Raw genomic sequence first — 16,165 nt, forward strand, 5'->3', positions numbered from 1 at the left:
TGAAGATTTCTGGACTGTTGCGCACGTCAGACACCCGCCGGAGAACCACGGCGGGGACCGGCCGGCCGAGGGCGGGCCGGGCTGCCCCGGGAGCGGGCCGGGAGCGGGCCGTCCCGGGAGCGGGCGGGGTCGTCCCGGGCCGGTCCGGGTGGTCAGGGGGCCGGGATGACCGGGAGCAGCAGGTACGAGGCGTGGGGGGCGCCGGTGTGCACGGTGGTGTGCCCGTCGTAGGTGCCGGCGGGGCGGTCGAGGTCGTCGTTGTGCAGGAACGGGCCGCAGCCGGTGAGGTCGTTCTTCAGGTTGGACAGGCGGGCGACGGGGCCGGGGTGGACGTAGTCGCGGCCGCGTACCTGCAGTGCGATCCGGTAGCCGGCCGGGATGACCAGGCAGGTCGGCAGGATCTCGATGTCGAGTTCGTAGACGGTGCCGGGCTGGAGGGGTTCGGCGCCGTCGTGCGGGTGGTAGGGGCGGTAGGGGGTCGACAGGTCCGGGTCGAGGCGGCGGTGCGAGGCGCGCAGCCAGCCCTGGGCGACCGGGGTGTGGGGGTCCAGTGCGCCCTGGAAGACGACTTCTTCGCCGTCCGGTGCGTAGACGCGTACGACGAGGAAGAGGTCGGCGTCGGTGGTGGTGGAGGAGATGAACAGTTTCGCCGCCAGGGGGCCGGTGATCTCGGTCTGTTCGGGCAGCGGGCCCGTGGTGAACTCCAGGCCGTCGCCGAGCGCGGCGAATTGGGCGGTGTCCGCGGTGGCGGGCTCCGGGGCGGCGAGCGTGCGGCCGGGGTGCAGGTGCAGCCGGGTCCAGCGGGTGGCCGGCAGGGGCCAGGCGCTCTCGCCGCGCGGGGTGAAGGTGGCGTCGACGTGCCGGATCTGCAGCTGCACCGGGGGCCGGTCCTCCCAGCCGTTGGGTTCGTCCTTGAGATACCGGTCGAAGAAGCGCCGCTGCAGGGCGACGCCGTAGTCGGTGTAGAACAGCGGCCAGTGGGCGTGGCCGTGCATCTCCAGCCACTTGTGGGGGGAGGCCGCGCGCAGGTAGCCCTCGACGTTGCCGCGCAGGTGGAGTCCTTGTCCGCCCCAGTTGCCGCAGCTGAGGACCGGGATGTCGATGGCGTCCCAGTGTGCCGAGCGGTCCCGGTGGTAGCGGTCGTCGAAGGTGTGCGCGGCGATGTCCGCGCCCAGGTCGGTGCGGTTGGCGGCCAGTTCCGCCGGGGTGAGGAGATCGTCGCCGCAGATCAGCTGTCCGGTGCTCGGGTTGCGGCCGCCGGCTTCGCCGATGCCGTACTGGACGGTCTTGACCTGCATGTCGTACCAGTTGTCCCAGAAGGTGGAGCGGATGCCGCCCTGGTGGGAGCCGTCCCGGTAGAAGTCGGCGGCTCCCTCCCAGGGGCAGATCGCATAAAGGTGCGGCGGGCGCAGGGAGGCGACCTGCCACTGGTTCATCGCGTAGTAGGAGATGCCGTTGAGGCCGACCCGCCCGTTGCTCCAGTCGCGGGTGCCGGCCCACTCGATGCAGTCGTGGAAGTCGCGGGTCTCGCGTGGCGAGAACGGGTCGACGCGGCCGGGTGAGCGTCCGGTGCCCCGCGAGTCGACCCGTACGCAGGCGTAGCCGTGCGGCACCCACTTCTCCGGGTCGACGACTTCCCAGTTCTGGTACCGGTTCGAGGTGCCCGCGACCGTGTCGGGGTGGTCCCGGGCCATCGCCTCCCACGCGCTGGGGTAACCGCGGGAGAAGGGCAGGCCCTTGGCGTACGGACCGTAGGTCATGATCACCGGCGCCGGCCCGGTGACCGGACGGAACACGTCCGCGCGCAGCACGGTCCCGTCGTCCATCTCGATCGGTACGTCCCACTCGATGCGCATGCCGTCGGTGATCTCGGTGCGGAACGGCCGCGGGCCGCCGTCGTCGGGCATTTTTCCTGGGCTCCTTGGCTCTGGGCTCTGGGTTCTTCTGGGGCGGGGCAGTTGGTGGGGGTGGGTCAGGGTCAGCGGTTGACGTGCAGGTGCCAGGGGGCCAGCCGGTGCAGGGCGCTCTGGGTGCCGCTGCGCGCGGCGATGCCGAGCGCGGCCAGGGCGAGGACGGCGACGAACGCGGTGTTCTGCTCGAAGGAGTGGGCGTTGGTGAGGATGAACGTGCCCAGTCCCGGCAGGCTGGCGAGGAATTCCACCGCCACCGCGCCGACCAGGGCCCGGCCCACCGCCACCTGCACGCCGGCGATGACGAACGGCAGCGTCGAGGGCAGCAGCACGTCCACTACCACCCGGGGGCGGGACAGCCGCAGTATCTGGGCGAGTTCACCCAACTGGGCCGGCACATTGCGGGCTCCGTCGCCGGTGCTCACCGCGCAGGGCAGGAACGCCGACAGGGCGATCACCGCCAGCCGGGTCTGGCTGGAGTAACCGAGCCAGATCGTCGCCATCGGGACGATCGCGAGCATCGGCATCGCGTACAGGCCGCTGAGGTACGGGGAGGTCAGGTGCCGCAGCCACGGCACCCGCCCGATGCCGAGGCCGAGCGCCGTACCGGCGGTACAGCCGAGGAGCAGGCCGAGTGCCACCCCGCCGAGTGTCTCGCCCACGGCGGTGCGGAACGCCGGGGAGGTCAGCGTCGGCCACGCCGCGCCGGCCACACCGGAGGGGGTGGGCAGGTAGGCGGGCAGCCACAGCCGCACCGCGCTCTCCCAGACGACGATGACGAAGGCCGCGACGGCCAGCTTGCCGAGGACACCGGCCACCCGGCCGGTCCGCCGTACACCGGACGCGGACGCGGGTGTGGGTGTGGGCGGGGGTGTGGTGCGGGCGGGGTCCGGGGCTGCCCCCGCGGACGGGCCGGACGAGCCGGGTACGGGGGGTGCGGGGGGCCGGGGGGCCGGGCGGGCCGTCATGCCTGCACCGCCCGCCACCGCGCGAAGTGGCGTTCGACCGCCCGGCCGCAGCCCATCAGGGCCACGGCCAGCACCGACACGAGCACGGTCAGGCCGAGCACGGTGGCCGTGTCGAACTGGGTGCCGGCGGCCAGCAGCAGTCCGCCGATGCCGCTGGCGTTGAGGAAGAACTCGGCGGCGAGGGTGCCGACGAAGGCCATCGCGATGCCCTGGCGCACGCCGGTCATCGCGTACGGCACGGTGTGGGGCAGCAGCAGGTCCTTCCAGATCCGCCATTCGCTGCTGCGGAAGGTACGGGTGACCTCCAGCAAGGTGGCCGGTACACGGTGCGCTCCTTCCGCGGTGTTGACCACGATCGGGAAGACCGCGGTCAGGAACACCACCAGGGTCTTGGCCGGCAGGCCGAAGCCGAACGCCGACAGGATCAGGGGGGCCAGCGCGACGATCGGGACGGACTGGAGCGCGAACAGCAGCCAGTCGGTACTGGCGCGCAGCAGCCGGGCCCGGGAGAGCAGCAGGCCGGATCCGACGCCGGCGACGATCGCCAGGGCGAGTCCGACGACGAGCAGTCTGCCCGAGGAGAGCAGGGCGGCCGGCAGGGAACCGTCCCGGGTCAGGGTGAGCAGGGCCTCGGCCGACCGGCCGGGCGTGGCGAACAGGACGGGGTCGTGCCAGCCGGCCAGCTGCCACAGGCCCAGCCCGGCCAGCAGCCCGGCCGCCGACACGGCCGGCGGCCCAAGGCGGGCGCCGGTTCCTTGCCCGGGCGCCCGCGGCCGGGGTGCTCGCATCACTTGCCCGTCGCGTCGGCGAACACCGAGGGGTCCACCATCTGCTCGTAGGTGGGCGCCTTGGCCTTGGGTACGTTGCCCGCGGCGACCGCGCCGTCGATCGTGTGCTGGATGGCGGCCCGGTCCAGGCCGTCGCCCTGCTTCGCCCAGACGCCGAGCGAGAGGAACTTCGGCAGCGCCGCCTCGGTCACGCTCGCGGGTTCCTTGGTGACGGCGGCGGCCTGGGCGGCGACCTGCTTGGTGTGGGCCGGGTCGTACATGTAGGCGATGGTTTCGCGTACGGCCGCGATCACCTTGACCCAGGTGTCCCGGGCGGGGCCGCTGAGCTGGTCCTTGGGGGCGACGAGGACCGTGTAGTGCTGCAGCGGGTCGACGTCGGCCAGGGTCATGACTTCGCTGACGGGGGTGGTGGGGGCGATCTTCTCCTGCACGGTGGCGAGTTCGTCGGGGTGCAGGACGGCCAGCTCGACCTGGCCGGCCACCAGCGCGTCGACCGTGGGCGGGCCGCCCACGTTGATCGTGCTGACGTCGTTCTTGCCGAGGCCGCAGCTGGCGAGCATGGCGGCCAGGCCGAGGGCCTTCGGCGCGCCGACCGCGTCGACCGCGATGGTCTTGCCCTTCACGTCGGCGCAGCTGGTGACGCCGGGGTCGGTGCTGGCCAGCAGGTAGGTGGGCTTGGGAAAGCCCATGAGTGAGACGACGGAGCCGCCGCTGGCGCGCAGGGCGACCGCGCCGGGCGTGCCGATGATGCCGCCCTGGATCTCGCCGCTCTGTACCGCGCGGCCGACGTCGGCGCCGGTGGTCAGCGGGCGCAGGGTGACGTCGAGGCCGCGGTCGGCGAAGAAGCCCTCTTCCTTGGCGACGTACATCACGGTGTTGAGGAAGATCGGCGGGATGCCGGGCACGCCGATGGTGATCTTCTCGGGTCCGCCGGACGTGGCGCTGCCGGCGGACTGCGAGCCGTTGTCGCCGCAGCCGGCGAGGGCGGTGATGAGCGCGAGGAGTGTGGCCACCCCGACCAGGGCGGGTCTGCGCCGCGAAATCGTCATGCGAACTGCTCCTTCTGCTGCCGCGCGGAGGGCACGGCAGGGTGGCGGTGGGTGAGCGGGGCGGGGGGCGGTGTGACGGTGGGACGGTGGCGGTGTGCCGGTGGGGCGGGCGGTGTGATGGTGGGGCCGTTGTGCCGGCGGGGCGGTGTGGTGGGGCGGTGTGGTGGGGCGGGGCGGTGGGGCGGGGCGGTCAGTCCGCCGGGCCGGCGTTCATGATCAGGGACCAGACCCGCTCGCGGATGGCGAGGAATTCCGGGATGGCCGGCACGGACCGGTCGCGGGGCTGCGGGAGCGGCACGTCGATCAGCTCGGCGACACCGCTGGGCCGGCCGTTGAGCACGGCGACCCGGTCCCCGAACAGAACGGCCTCGTCGATCGAGTGGGTGACGAACAGCATCGTCACGGGATGGTCCTGCCAGATCCGCAGCAGTTCGAACTGCAGGACCTCCCGGGTCTGGGCGTCCAGCGCGCCGAACGGCTCGTCCATGAGCAGCAGCCGGGGCCGTACGGCCAGGGCCCGGGCCAGGCCGGTGCGCTGCTGCATGCCGCCGGACAGCTGATGGGGGTAGGACTTCTCGAAGCCGGACAGGCCGACGAGGGCGATCAGCTCCCGGGCCCGCTCCAGCGCGGCTTTCTTCGCGATGCCGCGCACGCGCAGGGCGTAGGCGACATTCGCCTCGACGGTCTTCCACGGGAAGAGGCCGAAGTGCTGGAAGACCATCGCCACGCCGTCCGGGGTACCGGTCACCGCCTGCCCGTCTATACGGACCACGCCCTCGGCCGGCCGGATCAGCCCGGCCACCGCCCGCAGCAGTGTGGTCTTGCCGCAGCCGGACGGCCCGACGATGGACAGGACCTCTCCCGCACCGATGGCCAGGCTGATGTCCTGGGATACCGTGCGGTCACCGAAACGCATGGTCAGCCCGTCGAGCGTGACCGTCGCGCCGTTGTGGGCGCCGGCCGGTGCGGCCGTGGCCGCCGCCCCCTGCGCATTGCCCGCGGGGTCGCGCCGCGCGTCGCCCGCACTGTGCCGCACGGATTTGATCGTGGTCATACCGGGGATTCTGGGGCTAGGATGCCTGACATGCAATAGCCATACTTCAGAAACAGAAAAATGCATGATCCTGGTGTGAGGTGCCTATGACTGCGATGACGACGCCCCTCCTGCTTCTGCACACCTGGGGCGGCGACGCCGGGACCTGGGCGCCTGCCCTGCCGTATCTGCGGGCCGGCGGCAGGCCCGTATCGGCGCCGGACCTGCCGGGCCACGGCGTCCGCGCCGCCGAGCCGTTCACCCTGGCCGGCGCCGTGTCGGCGGCCGCGGCGGCCCGCGACCGGCTGCTGTCCCGCACCACGCAAGAGGATGTAGAAGGGGACGAGGGCGTGGAGGAGGGCGGCGCCGGTGCCGGCGGGGTGGATGTCGTCGGCTCCGGCCTGGGCGCCCTCGTCGCGCTCGCCCTCGCCCTCGACCGGCCGTCCCGGGTGCGCTCGCTGACCCTCGCCGGGTTTCCCCCGGCCACCGGGCCCGCGGCGGCCGGCCGGCTGGCACACACCGAGGCCGCGCTCCGCCGCGACGGCACCGCCCTGTTCGCCCGGGGCTACACCGACAGCACTCTCCTGAGCACCGATCCCGCCCGCCGTGACCTGCTGTACCGGTCGATGGCGGCGACCCGCCCGGACACCCTGCTCAACTCCCTGCGCGTGACACTCGGCTGGGCCGGCCACGCGCCGCCCCGGCCCCTCGGCCTGCCCTGCCGGGTACTGCGCGGCGCGCACGACGACCGGATCAGCGCCGGCGCGGCGGCCGCCCTGGCCGGGCAGCTCGGCGGCGCGGCGGCCGAGGTGCCCGGCGCGGGACACCTCGCCTACCTGGACGACCCCAGCGCCTTCGCCGCCGCACTCGCGGCCTTCCACCGCACCCTCGACCCGGTGCCCCCTCCAGGACCGCCGCCTCCGGAGCTGCTTCCGATGCCGCCGCTTCCGGGACCGCCGCCGTCCGGCCGGGACGGCGGTCCCGGGCGGGACTCCCGCCGTGTGCCGGGCCTGTCCGGGAGCGGTGCGTGATGGCCGTCACCGGAGCGGCCGCCCGCCGCCCGTCCCGCCCGGCCGCCCGCGCCAACTGCCCGTATGACCGCGATCCGTTCCGCCGGTGCGACACTCATCAGGCCCGCCGACCCGACGCTCCCCGAGCGCTGACCCGTTAAGGACATGCCCATGCCGCCGCCGGCCCGCCGACTCTCCTCCGCCGCGACTGACGGCGTCGCAGCGAAGGGGGCGAAACCGCTGACCAAGCGCGACCGCATCGCCATCGAGCTGCGGCGGATGATCAGCGAGGGGGAACTGCCCCGGGGCAGCCGCATCCAACAGGACGTGCTCGCCGCGATGTTCGACACCAGCATCACCCCGGTCCGCGAGGCGCTGCGCCTGCTGGAGGCCGAGGGTGTGCTGGTCGGCGAGCCGCACAAGGGCGTGCGGGTCGCCGACGCCGACTACGAGCAGGTCAAGACCGTCTACCTGCTGCGCCGCCTGGTGGAGCCGTACGCGATGCAGCGGGCCGCCCGGCGGCTCTCACCGCTCGACATCGACCTCGCGGAACGGCTGGTCACCCAGATGGAACAGGCCGCGGCCGAGGGGGACCGGGCACGGCTGAACGCCACGAACCGGCAGTTCCACTTCCTCTTCTACGCCAAGTGCGGCAACGACGGGCTGACCGACGAGATCGACCAGCTGTGGCAGAAGTTCCCCTGGGACGTACTGCAGGTGCTCCACGACCGGGCCGACGAGACCTCCAACGAACACCGGGCGATGCTGGCCGCGGCCCGGCTCGGCGACGGCGACGCACTGGCCAAGGCGACGGAGTGGCACCTCGCCCGCAGCTTCCTGGCACTGGGCAGGCACCTGACCGGGCAGCCGATCACCGACCCCTTCGACGTCGACAACGACTGACCCCCCCCGGGCCCCGGCCCGGCCCGATGCCTGCCCCACCGCCCGGCGGACTGCGGCGGGGCAGTGGGCGGTTGGGGGCGGGGGTCAGCGGGCCGGTGCGGTGGAGGGCGGGGTGCCGGATTCCGCGGGCGGCTCCAGCACGCCGGCCATCTCGCCCTCGGACAGGCCCAGTTCACGCAGCACCTGCGCGGTGTGCTCGCCCAGCCCCGGCACCCGCCGGCCGCCGGGCGGCTCCGGGTCACGGTGCAGCGCGGAGGTGACCACCCGTACCGTACGCCCGTCCGGCAGCGTCGCCTGCGACCAGCGTCCGGTCGCCTCGGCCTGCGGGTGGGCCAGCACATCGGTGATCTGGTTCAGCCGCGCGTAGGGCACGTCCGCCCGTTCCAGGCGGTCGGTGACCTCGGCGGTGGACAGGGTGATCAGCCGTGCCTGCACGGCCCGTTCGGTGCGCTCGCGGTGCCGCACCCGGGCACTGTTCGACGCGAACGCGGGATCCTCCAGCAGCGCCGGGGCCCGGAGCACGGTACGGCACAGCCGGCTCCACTGGCCCTCGTTCTGCACCGCGATCAGGACGTCCTTGCCGTCGGCCGTCGTGTACGGCCCGTAGGGGGCGATGCTGGCGTGCCGCAGTCCGGCGGGCCTGGGCGCCGAGCCCGAGTGCATCTCGGCCAGCAGGAGCGGGCTCATCCACTCCAGCAGCACGTCGAACAGGGCCACGTCGATCCGCCGGCCCAGGCCGGTCCGCTCCCGCGCGTACAGGGCGGCGGTGACGGCGGTCAGCGCGTACGTCCCGCCCGCCAGATCGGCCAGCGACACCCCGGGCTTGGCCGGCGTCTCGGGCGTACCGGTCGCGGTGATCGTGCCGGCCTCGCCCTGCACCAGCGCGTCGTACGCCTTGCGCCCGGCGTAGGGGCCGGAGGCCCCGTACCCGGACAGGTAGCAGCGCACCAGGCGCGGGTTGAGCGCGGCCAGTTCCTCGTCGGTGACGATCCGGTGCAGGGCGCCCGGGGCGAGGTTGCACACCAGCACGTCCGCCTCGCGCAGCAGCCGACGCAGCACGTGGCGCCCCGGTTCGCTCTTCAGGTCGAGTACGACGCTGCGCTTGCCGCGGTTGAGCCAGACGAAGTGGCTGGCCTGGCCGTGGACGCTCTCGTCGTAGCCGCGGGCGAAGTCCCCGCCTCCGGGCCGTTCGATCTTGATCACTTCGGCGCCGAGGTCGGCGAGGTGGCGGGTGCACAGGGGGGCGGCGACGGCCTGTTCGACCGCGATGACCCTGATGCCCCGCAGGTCCGCGGTCACCGGCCGAAGTGCAGCACGGTGCCCACCGAGGGCTGCACGTAGTGCGCGGACAGGTCGTGGGCCAGTCGCGCGTGGGTACGCAGTCCGCTGCAGTGCATCGGCATGACCGTGGCGACCTCGAGTTCGGCGAGCGCGGCCGAGGTCAGGCCGACGTTCTCGGCCGGGGTGGTGGGGAAGCCGAGGTGGAAGCCGCCCATCACCGCCCGGACCGGCTTGGGTCCGCACACCGCGCGGGCCTGGGCGATCGTGTTGATGACGCCGGCGTGCGCGCAGCCGGTCAGGATCACCAGCCCGACGTCGCGTACGTCCACCACGAGGCCCATCTCGTCCATGACGTCGTCCCGGCGCAGCCTGCCCTGGGCGGAGACCTGGTAGAGGCCGGGGTCGCCGGGTGTGAAGCCGGGTGCGGCGCCGGCTTCGAAGGCGACCGTGCGGGGGATCTCCCCGGTGGTGTGGACGCCCCAGCCGAGGTCGAGGGAGTCGCGGGTCAGTACGGGTACGCCGCCGGAGCGCTCGACCTCGCCGAAACCGAAGGCGGCGTTGTAGACCGGTGAGGTGCGGCCGTCGGCCATGACGGCGTAGCGCGGCAGTTCGGCGTCCGCGTGTGTGGCGACCGGGATACGGCGCCCGGCGAGGCCGAGGAAGCGGTGGATGCCGCCGAAGTGGTCCGGGTGGCCGTGGCTGATCACGACGTGGTCGATGGTGGCGGGGTCGACGCCGAGGGCCCGCATGTTGTGTTCGAGGACCGTGCCGGTCAGGCCGACGTCGAACAGGACACGCAGGGTGTGGCGGCCGCGGACCGCTTCGACGAGGAAGCTGATGCCGTTCTCCGCCTGGGGCGGGACGCGTTTGGGGTCGAAGTGCTCGATCAGCCCGTACCGGCTGACGCAGTGGTCGTCCGCGCCGGCGGGGCTGGCCTGGTCGGGCAGCAGCATGTCCACCTGGTTTTCGACCAGCACGGTAATCGTGACGCTGTCGGCGTCGAACACGCTGCGGTCCTCTCCTCGTCGCACGGGCGGGACGGCCGCGCCCTCCGCGCCCCTGTCACAGGCCGGGAGCGTGGCGGGGCCGGTCCCGTACGGCACCCCAACCCGAAGTATCTCGACTGGTAAGCTACATCACCACATTAGAAAATGCATCATCCGATTCTTTATATGTGAGGAGTGGTCGGTGCCCCCGCTGCCGCCCCGTTCGCACCTCTACGTTCCCGCCGACCAGCCCCGCTTTCTGCGCGGTGCCACGCGCAGCGACGCCGACGCGCTCATCCTCGATCTCGAGGACGCCGTCGCGCCGGGGCACAAGGACGAGGCCCGCGCCGCCGCTGTCGCCTTCGCCCTCGCCCGCCGCACCGGCGGCCCCGAACTCTGGGTACGGATCAACACCGGCCCGCGCGGGCTCGACGACGCCCGCGCCCTGCTCGCCACCGGCCGGATCGACGGCCTCTGGATTCCCAAGGCGGCCGCCGGCGCCGATCTCGACGCACTCACCGCCGCCGTTTCCACCGCGGCCGCTTCCACCGCCGTCCCGGGTGCCGCCCCGGCCGTCGCTCCGGACGCGGTCCCGGCCGTCGCCCTGGGGCTGCTTGTCGAAAGCGCCGCCGGGCTGCTCACCCTCGGCGCCACCGCCCCCCACCCCGCGGTGCGCCGCGTCCAGCTCGGCGAGGTCGACCTGCGCGCGGACCTGCGCATGCCACCCGACCCCGGCGACCACCTGCTCGACTGGGCCCGCGGGCTGACCGTCACGCACGCCGTCGCCCACCGGCTCGACAGCGCCGTCGCACCCGTCTGCGTCCACACCGCCGACCACGCCGCGTTCCGCGCGTCGAGCCTGCACCTGCGCGCCCTCGGCTTCCAGGGCCGCGCCTGCATCCACCCCGACCAGGTCACCATCGCCAACGAGGTGTTCGGCACCGACCCCGCCGAACTCGCCGACGCACACGCCCTGCTCGACCTCTTCGAACATCACCAGCGGCGCGGCAGCGGCGCGTTCCGCGACGGACACGGCGCCATGGTCGACGCGGCGACCGTACGCAGGGCCCGGGACCTCACCGGACGCACCACGGCCTGAGCACACCCGGCCGGCCGGATGCGCTCAGGCGCCCGGTTCATCCCGTGCGGCCGCTGCCGGACCTCACACGCAGGGCCGCGCCGTGACGCCACAGCCGGAAGAACGTCACCGACAGCAGAACGGTGAAGACGCCCATGATGAGCAGGGCGATCCACATCTGCCGGCTCCCCGGGCTCTTCCCCGCCTCCAGGAGCAGACCCAGAGCCCACAGCGCGACGCCCCCCGCGTACAGCGAACGGACACGGCGCAGCTGCCGCACGGCCCGCGGGACCAGGGGGTAGAGCTTCTTGTGCGATGCCATGGACGCCGTCTACCCCGGCCGGGGGCTTCGCACCGCACCGGACCGGCCCCGGGGCGGGCCGGGCTCGGCTGGGCTGGGCTGGGCTGGGCTGGGTGGGGTGGTGGTTCAGGTCCTGGCCCGCTTCAGTTCGCTGAAGGCGGTGATGGTGGAGAGCGCGGCCATGCTGTCGTAGAGGCGGGCCGCGTCCTCGCCGGTGGGGACGGCGGTGAGGATCGGTCCGAAGAAGCCGGCGCTGTCACCGAAGGCGGTCAGCGGAGAGCCCGACTCCTGGCCGGCGCGGGCCTGCCCTTCCTCGTGGCTGGCCCGTACGGCCGCGTCCCGGGCCGGGTCGTCGGCGGCCCCGGCCAGCCCGGCGGGCAGTGCGGCGGCGGTCACCGCGTCGGCGATGGTCCCGGTGTCGTAGCGGCCGCCCCGGTCGTGGACGCGTATGCCCAGTTCGGTGTAGAGCGCCTCGACCGCGTCGTTGCCGTGGAGTTCGCCCGCCGCCGCCAGGACGCGCAGCACGCGTACTCCGGCCTGCTGGCCCTCCCGGTGCTGGTCCGGGACGTCGCGGGCCTCGTTCAGTACGGCCAGGCTCATCAGCCGCCAGGTCACCTTCTCGCCCCGGGCCCGCGCCTCGGTGCGCAGCCAGCGCGAGGTGCGCCAGGTGAAGGGGCAGGTGGGGTCGAACCACATCGTCACGCTCATGGGGGGTGCCTCGTCTCTTCTCACCGGCCGGTCAACAGCCGGTGCATCAGGGGGTGTCAGGGGGGAGAGGGGATCGGGGGCGGGGGTCAGGGAGCAGGGGGCGGGTCAGGGGGTGTTTTTGCCGGTGTCCGGGGTGCCGGTGAAGGCGGCCGTCTGGCGTTGTACGCCGGGACGGGACAGGTAGCGCTCTTCGACCGTGGCGCGCGCGGCCGTGCTCCAGCGGGAGCGTCCCGCCTCGTCCGTCAGTGAGCGGCGCACCGTGTCGGCCCAGGGTCCTTCGCCCTCGGTGTAGGGGGCGAGGAGGCCGTTGACGCCGTCGTGGATCTGCGCGCTGATGCCGTCGACATCGGCGCCGACGACGACGGCGCGTTTCCACATGGCCTCGGCGACGGTCAGGCCGAAGCTTTCCCTGCTGCTGTTCTGCACGACCGTGCGGGCCTGCCTGCGCAGCACGTTGAGGGCGAGGTCCTCGCCGGTGCGCTGTACCGGGCCGAACCGCCAGATGTGCACCCGTTCGCGTACCGGGCTGTCCAGTTCCTGGCGGGCGCGCATGAGGTCCTGCCACACCCGGCGGTTGACGGGGTAGTTCTGCCGGTCGTCGATGTGGGGGCCGACCAGGACGAGTTCGGTGTCCGGATCGTCCTCGGCGAGGCGGGCGAAGGCCCGGACGACTCCGAGCTGTCCCTTGAGGGGATCCCAGCGCGACACCTGCAGGACGAAGGGGGAGCCGGGGGCGCGCAGGCCGCCGGTGCCGAAGTCGTCGAGGGTGATGCGGGCGTCCTGCTCGCCGGTGTCCTGTGCCAGGCAGGTGCCGCGGGCGGCATGGAGGTCGGACCACAGGGCCTCGTACGTCTCCTCCGGCAGATCCCGGTTCTTCCATGACCGTGGATCGATACCCGGGGGGACGACGATGATGCGGCTGTCGTCCTGCCATCCCGGCCAGATCAGGCTGTGGTGGGAGAACAGCAGATGGTCCACGACGTCGAGTTGGGGGCGCAGGAAGGTGATCGCGTCCTGGTCGATCGTCTCCAGGTCTTCGGAGCCGACATGGCAGCGCCAGGCGATCTTCGGTGTCACCGGCCGGATCGCGGTGGCCAGGGTGAGGACCATCGGATCGTGCAGGACGACGACGTCCGCCTCGCGTGCCGCCGCCACGACCGCTTCGGTGTTGGCGGCGAGGAACCGGCTGACGCCCGAGCGCACCTGGTCCGCGGGGAAATCACCGGCCGGCACCCCGTAGAGGGCGTTGTGCAGGACGAACGCGGCGTCGTGCGCCTCGTCCAGGTCGCTCGCCGCGACCCAGCGGGTCTGCCATCCCAGCTCGGTGAGGTAGGGCAGTTCACTGCGGACGACTTCGCTGACACCGCCCAGTTTGCTGGTGGTGCTGACATGGAGGATGCGGGGTCCGCCCTGGTTCATAGGTCACTTCTCTTCGCCTCGGAGTACAGGACACGTGCCGGGAAGGCCCTCTCGCAGGCGACGAAGCCCAGCCCGCCGATGCCGATGAGCGCGCCCAGGACCAGCCACAGGACCAGGCTGTTCCACTGCAGGAGCGCGCCGACGACGGCCGGCCCCGCGATGTTGGAGATGGTCCACGACATCTGGAAGACCGATGAGTATCTGCCGCGCAGGGGCACCGGCGCCGCTTCCATCGACAGGGCCTGGGCGGGCGGCCCGGCCGACATCTCACCGAGGGAGAACAGCATGATGCCCGCCGCGGTGAGCACCAGCGCGACCGTCCGGGGAGCACTGTGGGCGCCGGCGAACACGGTGAAGGCCAGCAGGAAGGCACAGGCCCCCACCAGTACCGCGCGGGTGCGCCGCAGCGGGACCAGGGCGCGGGCCACGGTGGTCTGGAGCAGCACGGTCATGGCGGTGTTCACCGCGAACGCGATGGAAGGCACCCAGGGCGGCAGGTCCAGGGTGTCGACGAGGTAGACGGGCAGGACGACGCTGGGCAGCAGCCAGGCGAACGTCAGAGCGGTGTGGGCGGCGGTCATCGCGACGTACGGACGGTCGCTGAGCACCGCCCGCCACCCCACCGGCCCACCAGCACCACCGGTGCTGGTGCTGGTGGCCTCGGTGGTGGTGGGGTCGGTCGGGGGTGGGGCCTGAGGGTTCATGCGCAGCCGGAAGAACACCGCGGCCGACAGGAAGGAGGCCAGTACGGCCGCGACGAGGATGGCGCGCAGCGTGCCGACGTCACCGATCGCCAGGGCGAGGGCGGCGGCGGCCGCGCCGAGGCCGAGCGCGCCGCTCTTGAAGGCGTTGACGACGGCGAACCAGCGGTCCAGCGTCTCGCCCTCGGCGACCTGTTCGGCCACGAACACCGGCCAGCCGACCCAGTACAGGCGCTGGGAAAGGGAGATGAACGCCACCGCGGCGACCAGCTGGGGCCAGCCGTGGATGTCGATCAGCCCGAGGTAGCCCAGGCCGCAGCAGAAGTTCGCCCACACGATGGTCCGCTGCGGGCCCCAGCGGTCGGCCACGCTGCCCGCGACCGGGTTGAGCACCAGGGCGATGAGACCGCCGCCGGTCAGGATGAGACCGATCTGCGCGACCGGCAGGTCGGTGCTGAGCCGGAGATAGAGGAAGGTGAGCGGGTAGAACGCTCCGGCGGCGATCGTGTCGACGAGCAGGACACCGAGCATGATCTTCCGCTGGGGGGTGGCGGCCAGCGGTGTCCGGGTGGCGGTCGCGCTCACAGCGGCCCGGTGCTGTCGGTGAAGGCGACCCGTACCGAGCCGCCGATCCGGCAGGCCTCGGTCAGCACATCGGCCGACCAGCGCTCCCACAGTCCGCGCAGCCGGGAGGTGATCACGACGAGGTCGGCGCAGCCCGCTTCCAGGACGGTGCGCAGGCCGATGGCGTGCAGGACGGCCGTACCGTTCCCGGCCGGGATACCGGCCAGCAGCCGTTCGTCGAAGTCGAGCAGCGTGTACGTCACGCCGTCGGCGGGAGGCGGCCGGTGGCCGCCGGCGCCCATGACCACCACGCGGGACGCCCGCCCGCCGTCCGGCAGCGGGCCGGCCGCCAGCCGGGCCACCTCCCCGCTCACGTCACTGTCGTGGCAGCGGTCCCTCCACTCCAGCAGCCGCTGGTATTCGTACTCCAGCGGCGGGTCGTAGTGATTGCGGGAATACATCGCCCCGTACAGCTCCATGACCGGTTCGGGGTGCTTCTCCCACAGCAGCCAGGAGTTGGCGCAGTTGCTGCTGCGGTTACCGTCCAGATCACGGTCGTGGGGGCTCTCCAGGGCCCACGCCTGGCGCGAGAGGACGATGGGCAGACCCCGCTCATGGACCCGGAAGCCGAACTCGAGGTCTTCCCCGCCCCAGGAGCGGAAGTCCTCGTGGAAGCCGCCGACGGCATGGAAGTCGGCGGCCGGCAGGGACATGTTCAGCGCCCATACGTTCATCCACGGAGCGGCGAGCCGGCCGAGGTCGAAGCCCGCCTTCTCCAGGTCGGCGTGGCGCAGGTCCCGGAACTCGCTCTGGTGGGAGTACCTGCGCACCACGTCCTCCGGGTCGCTGCCGGCCAGGGCGTCGGCGAGTCCCGGGAAGGGCTGGTAGGGGTTGTAGCCGTAGGTGTAGCCCAGTACGAGCCGGCCGCCCGTGGGGCCCTCCGGCCCCTGGTCCCGGTCCGGGTCCGGGCCCTGGGCCTGGGCCTGGGCCTGCTGGTCCCGGTCCTGGTCCTGGTCCTGCTGGTCCCGGTCCTGGGCCGGGTCCGGGTCCTGGTGTGCTGCGAGGTGCGCGGTGAGGAAGTCGGGGCCGATCAGGGCGCCGGTGTCCAGGAAGACCAGGAGCGGGGCGGTGGCCAGCCGGGCGCCGGCGTTGCGGACGGCGGCGGCCCGGAAGCCCAGGTCTTCCTGGGTGTGATAGCCGATCCTCAGCTTGCCGGAGAACGACGCGACCACCTCGGCGGTGTGGTCGCAGGACCCGTCGTCGGCGACGACGACTTCGAACCGTTCCGGCGCGAGACGCTGCCGGGTGAGCCCCTCGAGCTGCCGGCGCAGGAGCTCGGCCCGGTTGTAGGTCGGTATCACCACGCAAACCTGCGGGTCGGGCGGGTGTGTCATCAAAGTCCTTCGGTGGAGGGCGAGTTGGAAAGCGAGGCGGGGGGCGAAGTGGGGGCGAGATGGGGGGCGAGG

The 16,165-nt window shown here is 72.8% G+C and carries 15 protein-coding genes; 3 read left to right on the forward strand and 12 right to left on the reverse strand.

Going from position 1 to position 16,165, the window contains the following annotated elements; genetic code table 11:
* Nucleotides 1–152: 152 nt before the first annotated feature.
* The 5 genes from ACFVWW_RS00270 to ACFVWW_RS00290 form a co-directional block, all read right to left on the reverse strand.
* Nucleotides 153–1,907 carry a CocE/NonD family hydrolase gene (locus tag ACFVWW_RS00270; protein ID WP_386879297.1) on the reverse strand — a complete coding sequence of 585 codons (1,755 nt, stop codon included), beginning with the start codon at nucleotides 1,905–1,907 and terminating at the stop codon, nucleotides 153–155.
* Between the two features lie 71 nt (nucleotides 1,908–1,978).
* Nucleotides 1,979–2,878, reverse strand: coding sequence for an ABC transporter permease (locus tag ACFVWW_RS00275; RefSeq protein ID WP_386879298.1), 900 nt, complete (start codon nucleotides 2,876–2,878; stop codon nucleotides 1,979–1,981).
* Nucleotides 2,875–3,603 carry an ABC transporter permease gene (locus ACFVWW_RS00280; RefSeq protein WP_386879299.1) on the reverse strand — a complete coding sequence of 243 codons (729 nt, stop codon included), beginning with the start codon at nucleotides 3,601–3,603 and terminating at the stop codon, nucleotides 2,875–2,877. The genes ACFVWW_RS00275 and ACFVWW_RS00280 overlap by 4 nt, the downstream gene beginning before the upstream one ends.
* A 62-nt stretch (nucleotides 3,604–3,665) precedes the next feature.
* A complete protein-coding gene (locus tag ACFVWW_RS00285; RefSeq protein WP_386879300.1) occupies nucleotides 3,666–4,715 on the reverse strand; it encodes an ABC transporter substrate-binding protein in 1,050 nt (349 codons plus the stop codon).
* Nucleotides 4,716–4,905: 190 nt separating this feature from the next.
* Nucleotides 4,906–5,769, reverse strand: a complete 864-nt coding sequence (locus tag ACFVWW_RS00290; RefSeq protein WP_386879301.1) for an ABC transporter ATP-binding protein — start codon at nucleotides 5,767–5,769, stop codon at nucleotides 4,906–4,908.
* 95 nt (nucleotides 5,770–5,864) lie between these two features.
* Here ACFVWW_RS00290 and ACFVWW_RS00295 point away from each other — a divergent pair, with 95 nt between their 5' ends.
* Complete coding sequence (locus tag ACFVWW_RS00295; RefSeq protein WP_386879302.1) at nucleotides 5,865–6,779, forward strand: alpha/beta fold hydrolase; 915 nt, start codon at nucleotides 5,865–5,867, stop codon at nucleotides 6,777–6,779.
* Between the two features lie 150 nt (nucleotides 6,780–6,929).
* On the forward strand, nucleotides 6,930–7,661 hold the full coding sequence (locus tag ACFVWW_RS00300; RefSeq protein ID WP_384180379.1) for a GntR family transcriptional regulator: 732 nt from the start codon (nucleotides 6,930–6,932) through the stop codon (nucleotides 7,659–7,661).
* A gap of 84 nt (nucleotides 7,662–7,745) precedes the next feature.
* On the opposite strand, the gene ACFVWW_RS00305 is transcribed toward ACFVWW_RS00300, so the two are convergent.
* On the reverse strand, nucleotides 7,746–8,960 hold the full coding sequence (locus ACFVWW_RS00305; protein WP_386879303.1) for a CaiB/BaiF CoA transferase family protein: 1,215 nt from the start codon (nucleotides 8,958–8,960) through the stop codon (nucleotides 7,746–7,748).
* A complete protein-coding gene (locus ACFVWW_RS00310; RefSeq protein ID WP_384180375.1) occupies nucleotides 8,957–9,949 on the reverse strand; it encodes an MBL fold metallo-hydrolase in 993 nt (330 codons plus the stop codon). Before ACFVWW_RS00310 ends, ACFVWW_RS00305 begins: the two co-directional genes overlap by 4 nt.
* 181 nt (nucleotides 9,950–10,130) lie before the next feature.
* Between ACFVWW_RS00310 and ACFVWW_RS00315 the strand changes: the two genes are divergently transcribed.
* Nucleotides 10,131–11,027, forward strand: a complete 897-nt coding sequence (locus tag ACFVWW_RS00315) for an HpcH/HpaI aldolase/citrate lyase family protein (protein WP_386879304.1) — start codon at nucleotides 10,131–10,133, stop codon at nucleotides 11,025–11,027.
* 37 nt (nucleotides 11,028–11,064) lie between these two features.
* Here ACFVWW_RS00315 and ACFVWW_RS00320 read toward each other — a convergent pair whose 3' ends face one another.
* The 5 genes from ACFVWW_RS00320 to ACFVWW_RS00340 all read right to left on the reverse strand — a co-directional run bounded on the left by ACFVWW_RS00320 (nucleotide 11,065) and on the right by ACFVWW_RS00340 (nucleotide 16,063).
* The gene (locus tag ACFVWW_RS00320) at nucleotides 11,065–11,328 is read right to left on the reverse strand and encodes a hypothetical protein (RefSeq protein WP_386879305.1); all 264 of its coding nucleotides are present in this window, start codon (nucleotides 11,326–11,328) and stop codon (nucleotides 11,065–11,067) included.
* 105 nt (nucleotides 11,329–11,433) lie between these two features.
* Complete coding sequence (locus ACFVWW_RS00325; RefSeq protein WP_384180370.1) at nucleotides 11,434–12,015, reverse strand: disulfide bond formation protein DsbA; 582 nt, start codon at nucleotides 12,013–12,015, stop codon at nucleotides 11,434–11,436.
* A gap of 105 nt (nucleotides 12,016–12,120) precedes the next feature.
* On the reverse strand, nucleotides 12,121–13,434 hold the full coding sequence (locus ACFVWW_RS00330) for a glycosyltransferase (protein ID WP_386879306.1): 1,314 nt from the start codon (nucleotides 13,432–13,434) through the stop codon (nucleotides 12,121–12,123).
* Nucleotides 13,431–14,720 (reverse strand): MFS transporter, encoded by a 1,290-nt coding sequence (locus ACFVWW_RS00335; protein WP_386879307.1) that lies wholly within the window; start codon nucleotides 14,718–14,720, stop codon nucleotides 13,431–13,433. The genes ACFVWW_RS00330 and ACFVWW_RS00335 overlap by 4 nt, the downstream gene beginning before the upstream one ends.
* Entirely contained in the window at nucleotides 14,717–16,063 is a 1,347-nt protein-coding gene (locus ACFVWW_RS00340; RefSeq protein ID WP_386879308.1) for a glycosyltransferase, read from the reverse strand. Before ACFVWW_RS00340 ends, ACFVWW_RS00335 begins: the two co-directional genes overlap by 4 nt.
* Between the last annotated feature and the right edge of the window lie 102 nt (nucleotides 16,064–16,165).

This window comes from Streptomyces sp. NPDC058198 (genome assembly GCF_042882605.1).
Lineage (GTDB): Bacteria > Actinomycetota > Actinomycetes > Streptomycetales > Streptomycetaceae > Streptomyces.

Excerpts from the sequence above, each read along its gene's own strand:
- ACFVWW_RS00270 (WP_386879297.1), bottom strand. The coding sequence starts at position 1,907 with ATGCCCGACGACGGCGGCCCGCGGCCGTTCCGCACCGAGATCACCGAC.
- ACFVWW_RS00275 (WP_386879298.1), bottom strand. The coding sequence starts at position 2,878 with ATGACGGCCCGCCCGGCCCCCCGGCCCCCCGCACCCCCCGTACCCGGC.
- ACFVWW_RS00285 (WP_386879300.1), bottom strand. The coding sequence starts at position 4,715 with ATGACGATTTCGCGGCGCAGACCCGCCCTGGTCGGGGTGGCCACACTC.
- ACFVWW_RS00290 (WP_386879301.1), bottom strand. The coding sequence starts at position 5,769 with ATGACCACGATCAAATCCGTGCGGCACAGTGCGGGCGACGCGCGGCGC.
- ACFVWW_RS00295 (WP_386879302.1), top strand. The coding sequence starts at position 5,865 with ATGACGACGCCCCTCCTGCTTCTGCACACCTGGGGCGGCGACGCCGGG.
- ACFVWW_RS00300 (WP_384180379.1), top strand. The coding sequence starts at position 6,930 with ATGCCGCCGCCGGCCCGCCGACTCTCCTCCGCCGCGACTGACGGCGTC.
- ACFVWW_RS00320 (WP_386879305.1), bottom strand. The coding sequence starts at position 11,328 with ATGGCATCGCACAAGAAGCTCTACCCCCTGGTCCCGCGGGCCGTGCGG.
- ACFVWW_RS00325 (WP_384180370.1), bottom strand. The coding sequence starts at position 12,015 with ATGAGCGTGACGATGTGGTTCGACCCCACCTGCCCCTTCACCTGGCGC.
- ACFVWW_RS00330 (WP_386879306.1), bottom strand. The coding sequence starts at position 13,434 with ATGAACCAGGGCGGACCCCGCATCCTCCATGTCAGCACCACCAGCAAA.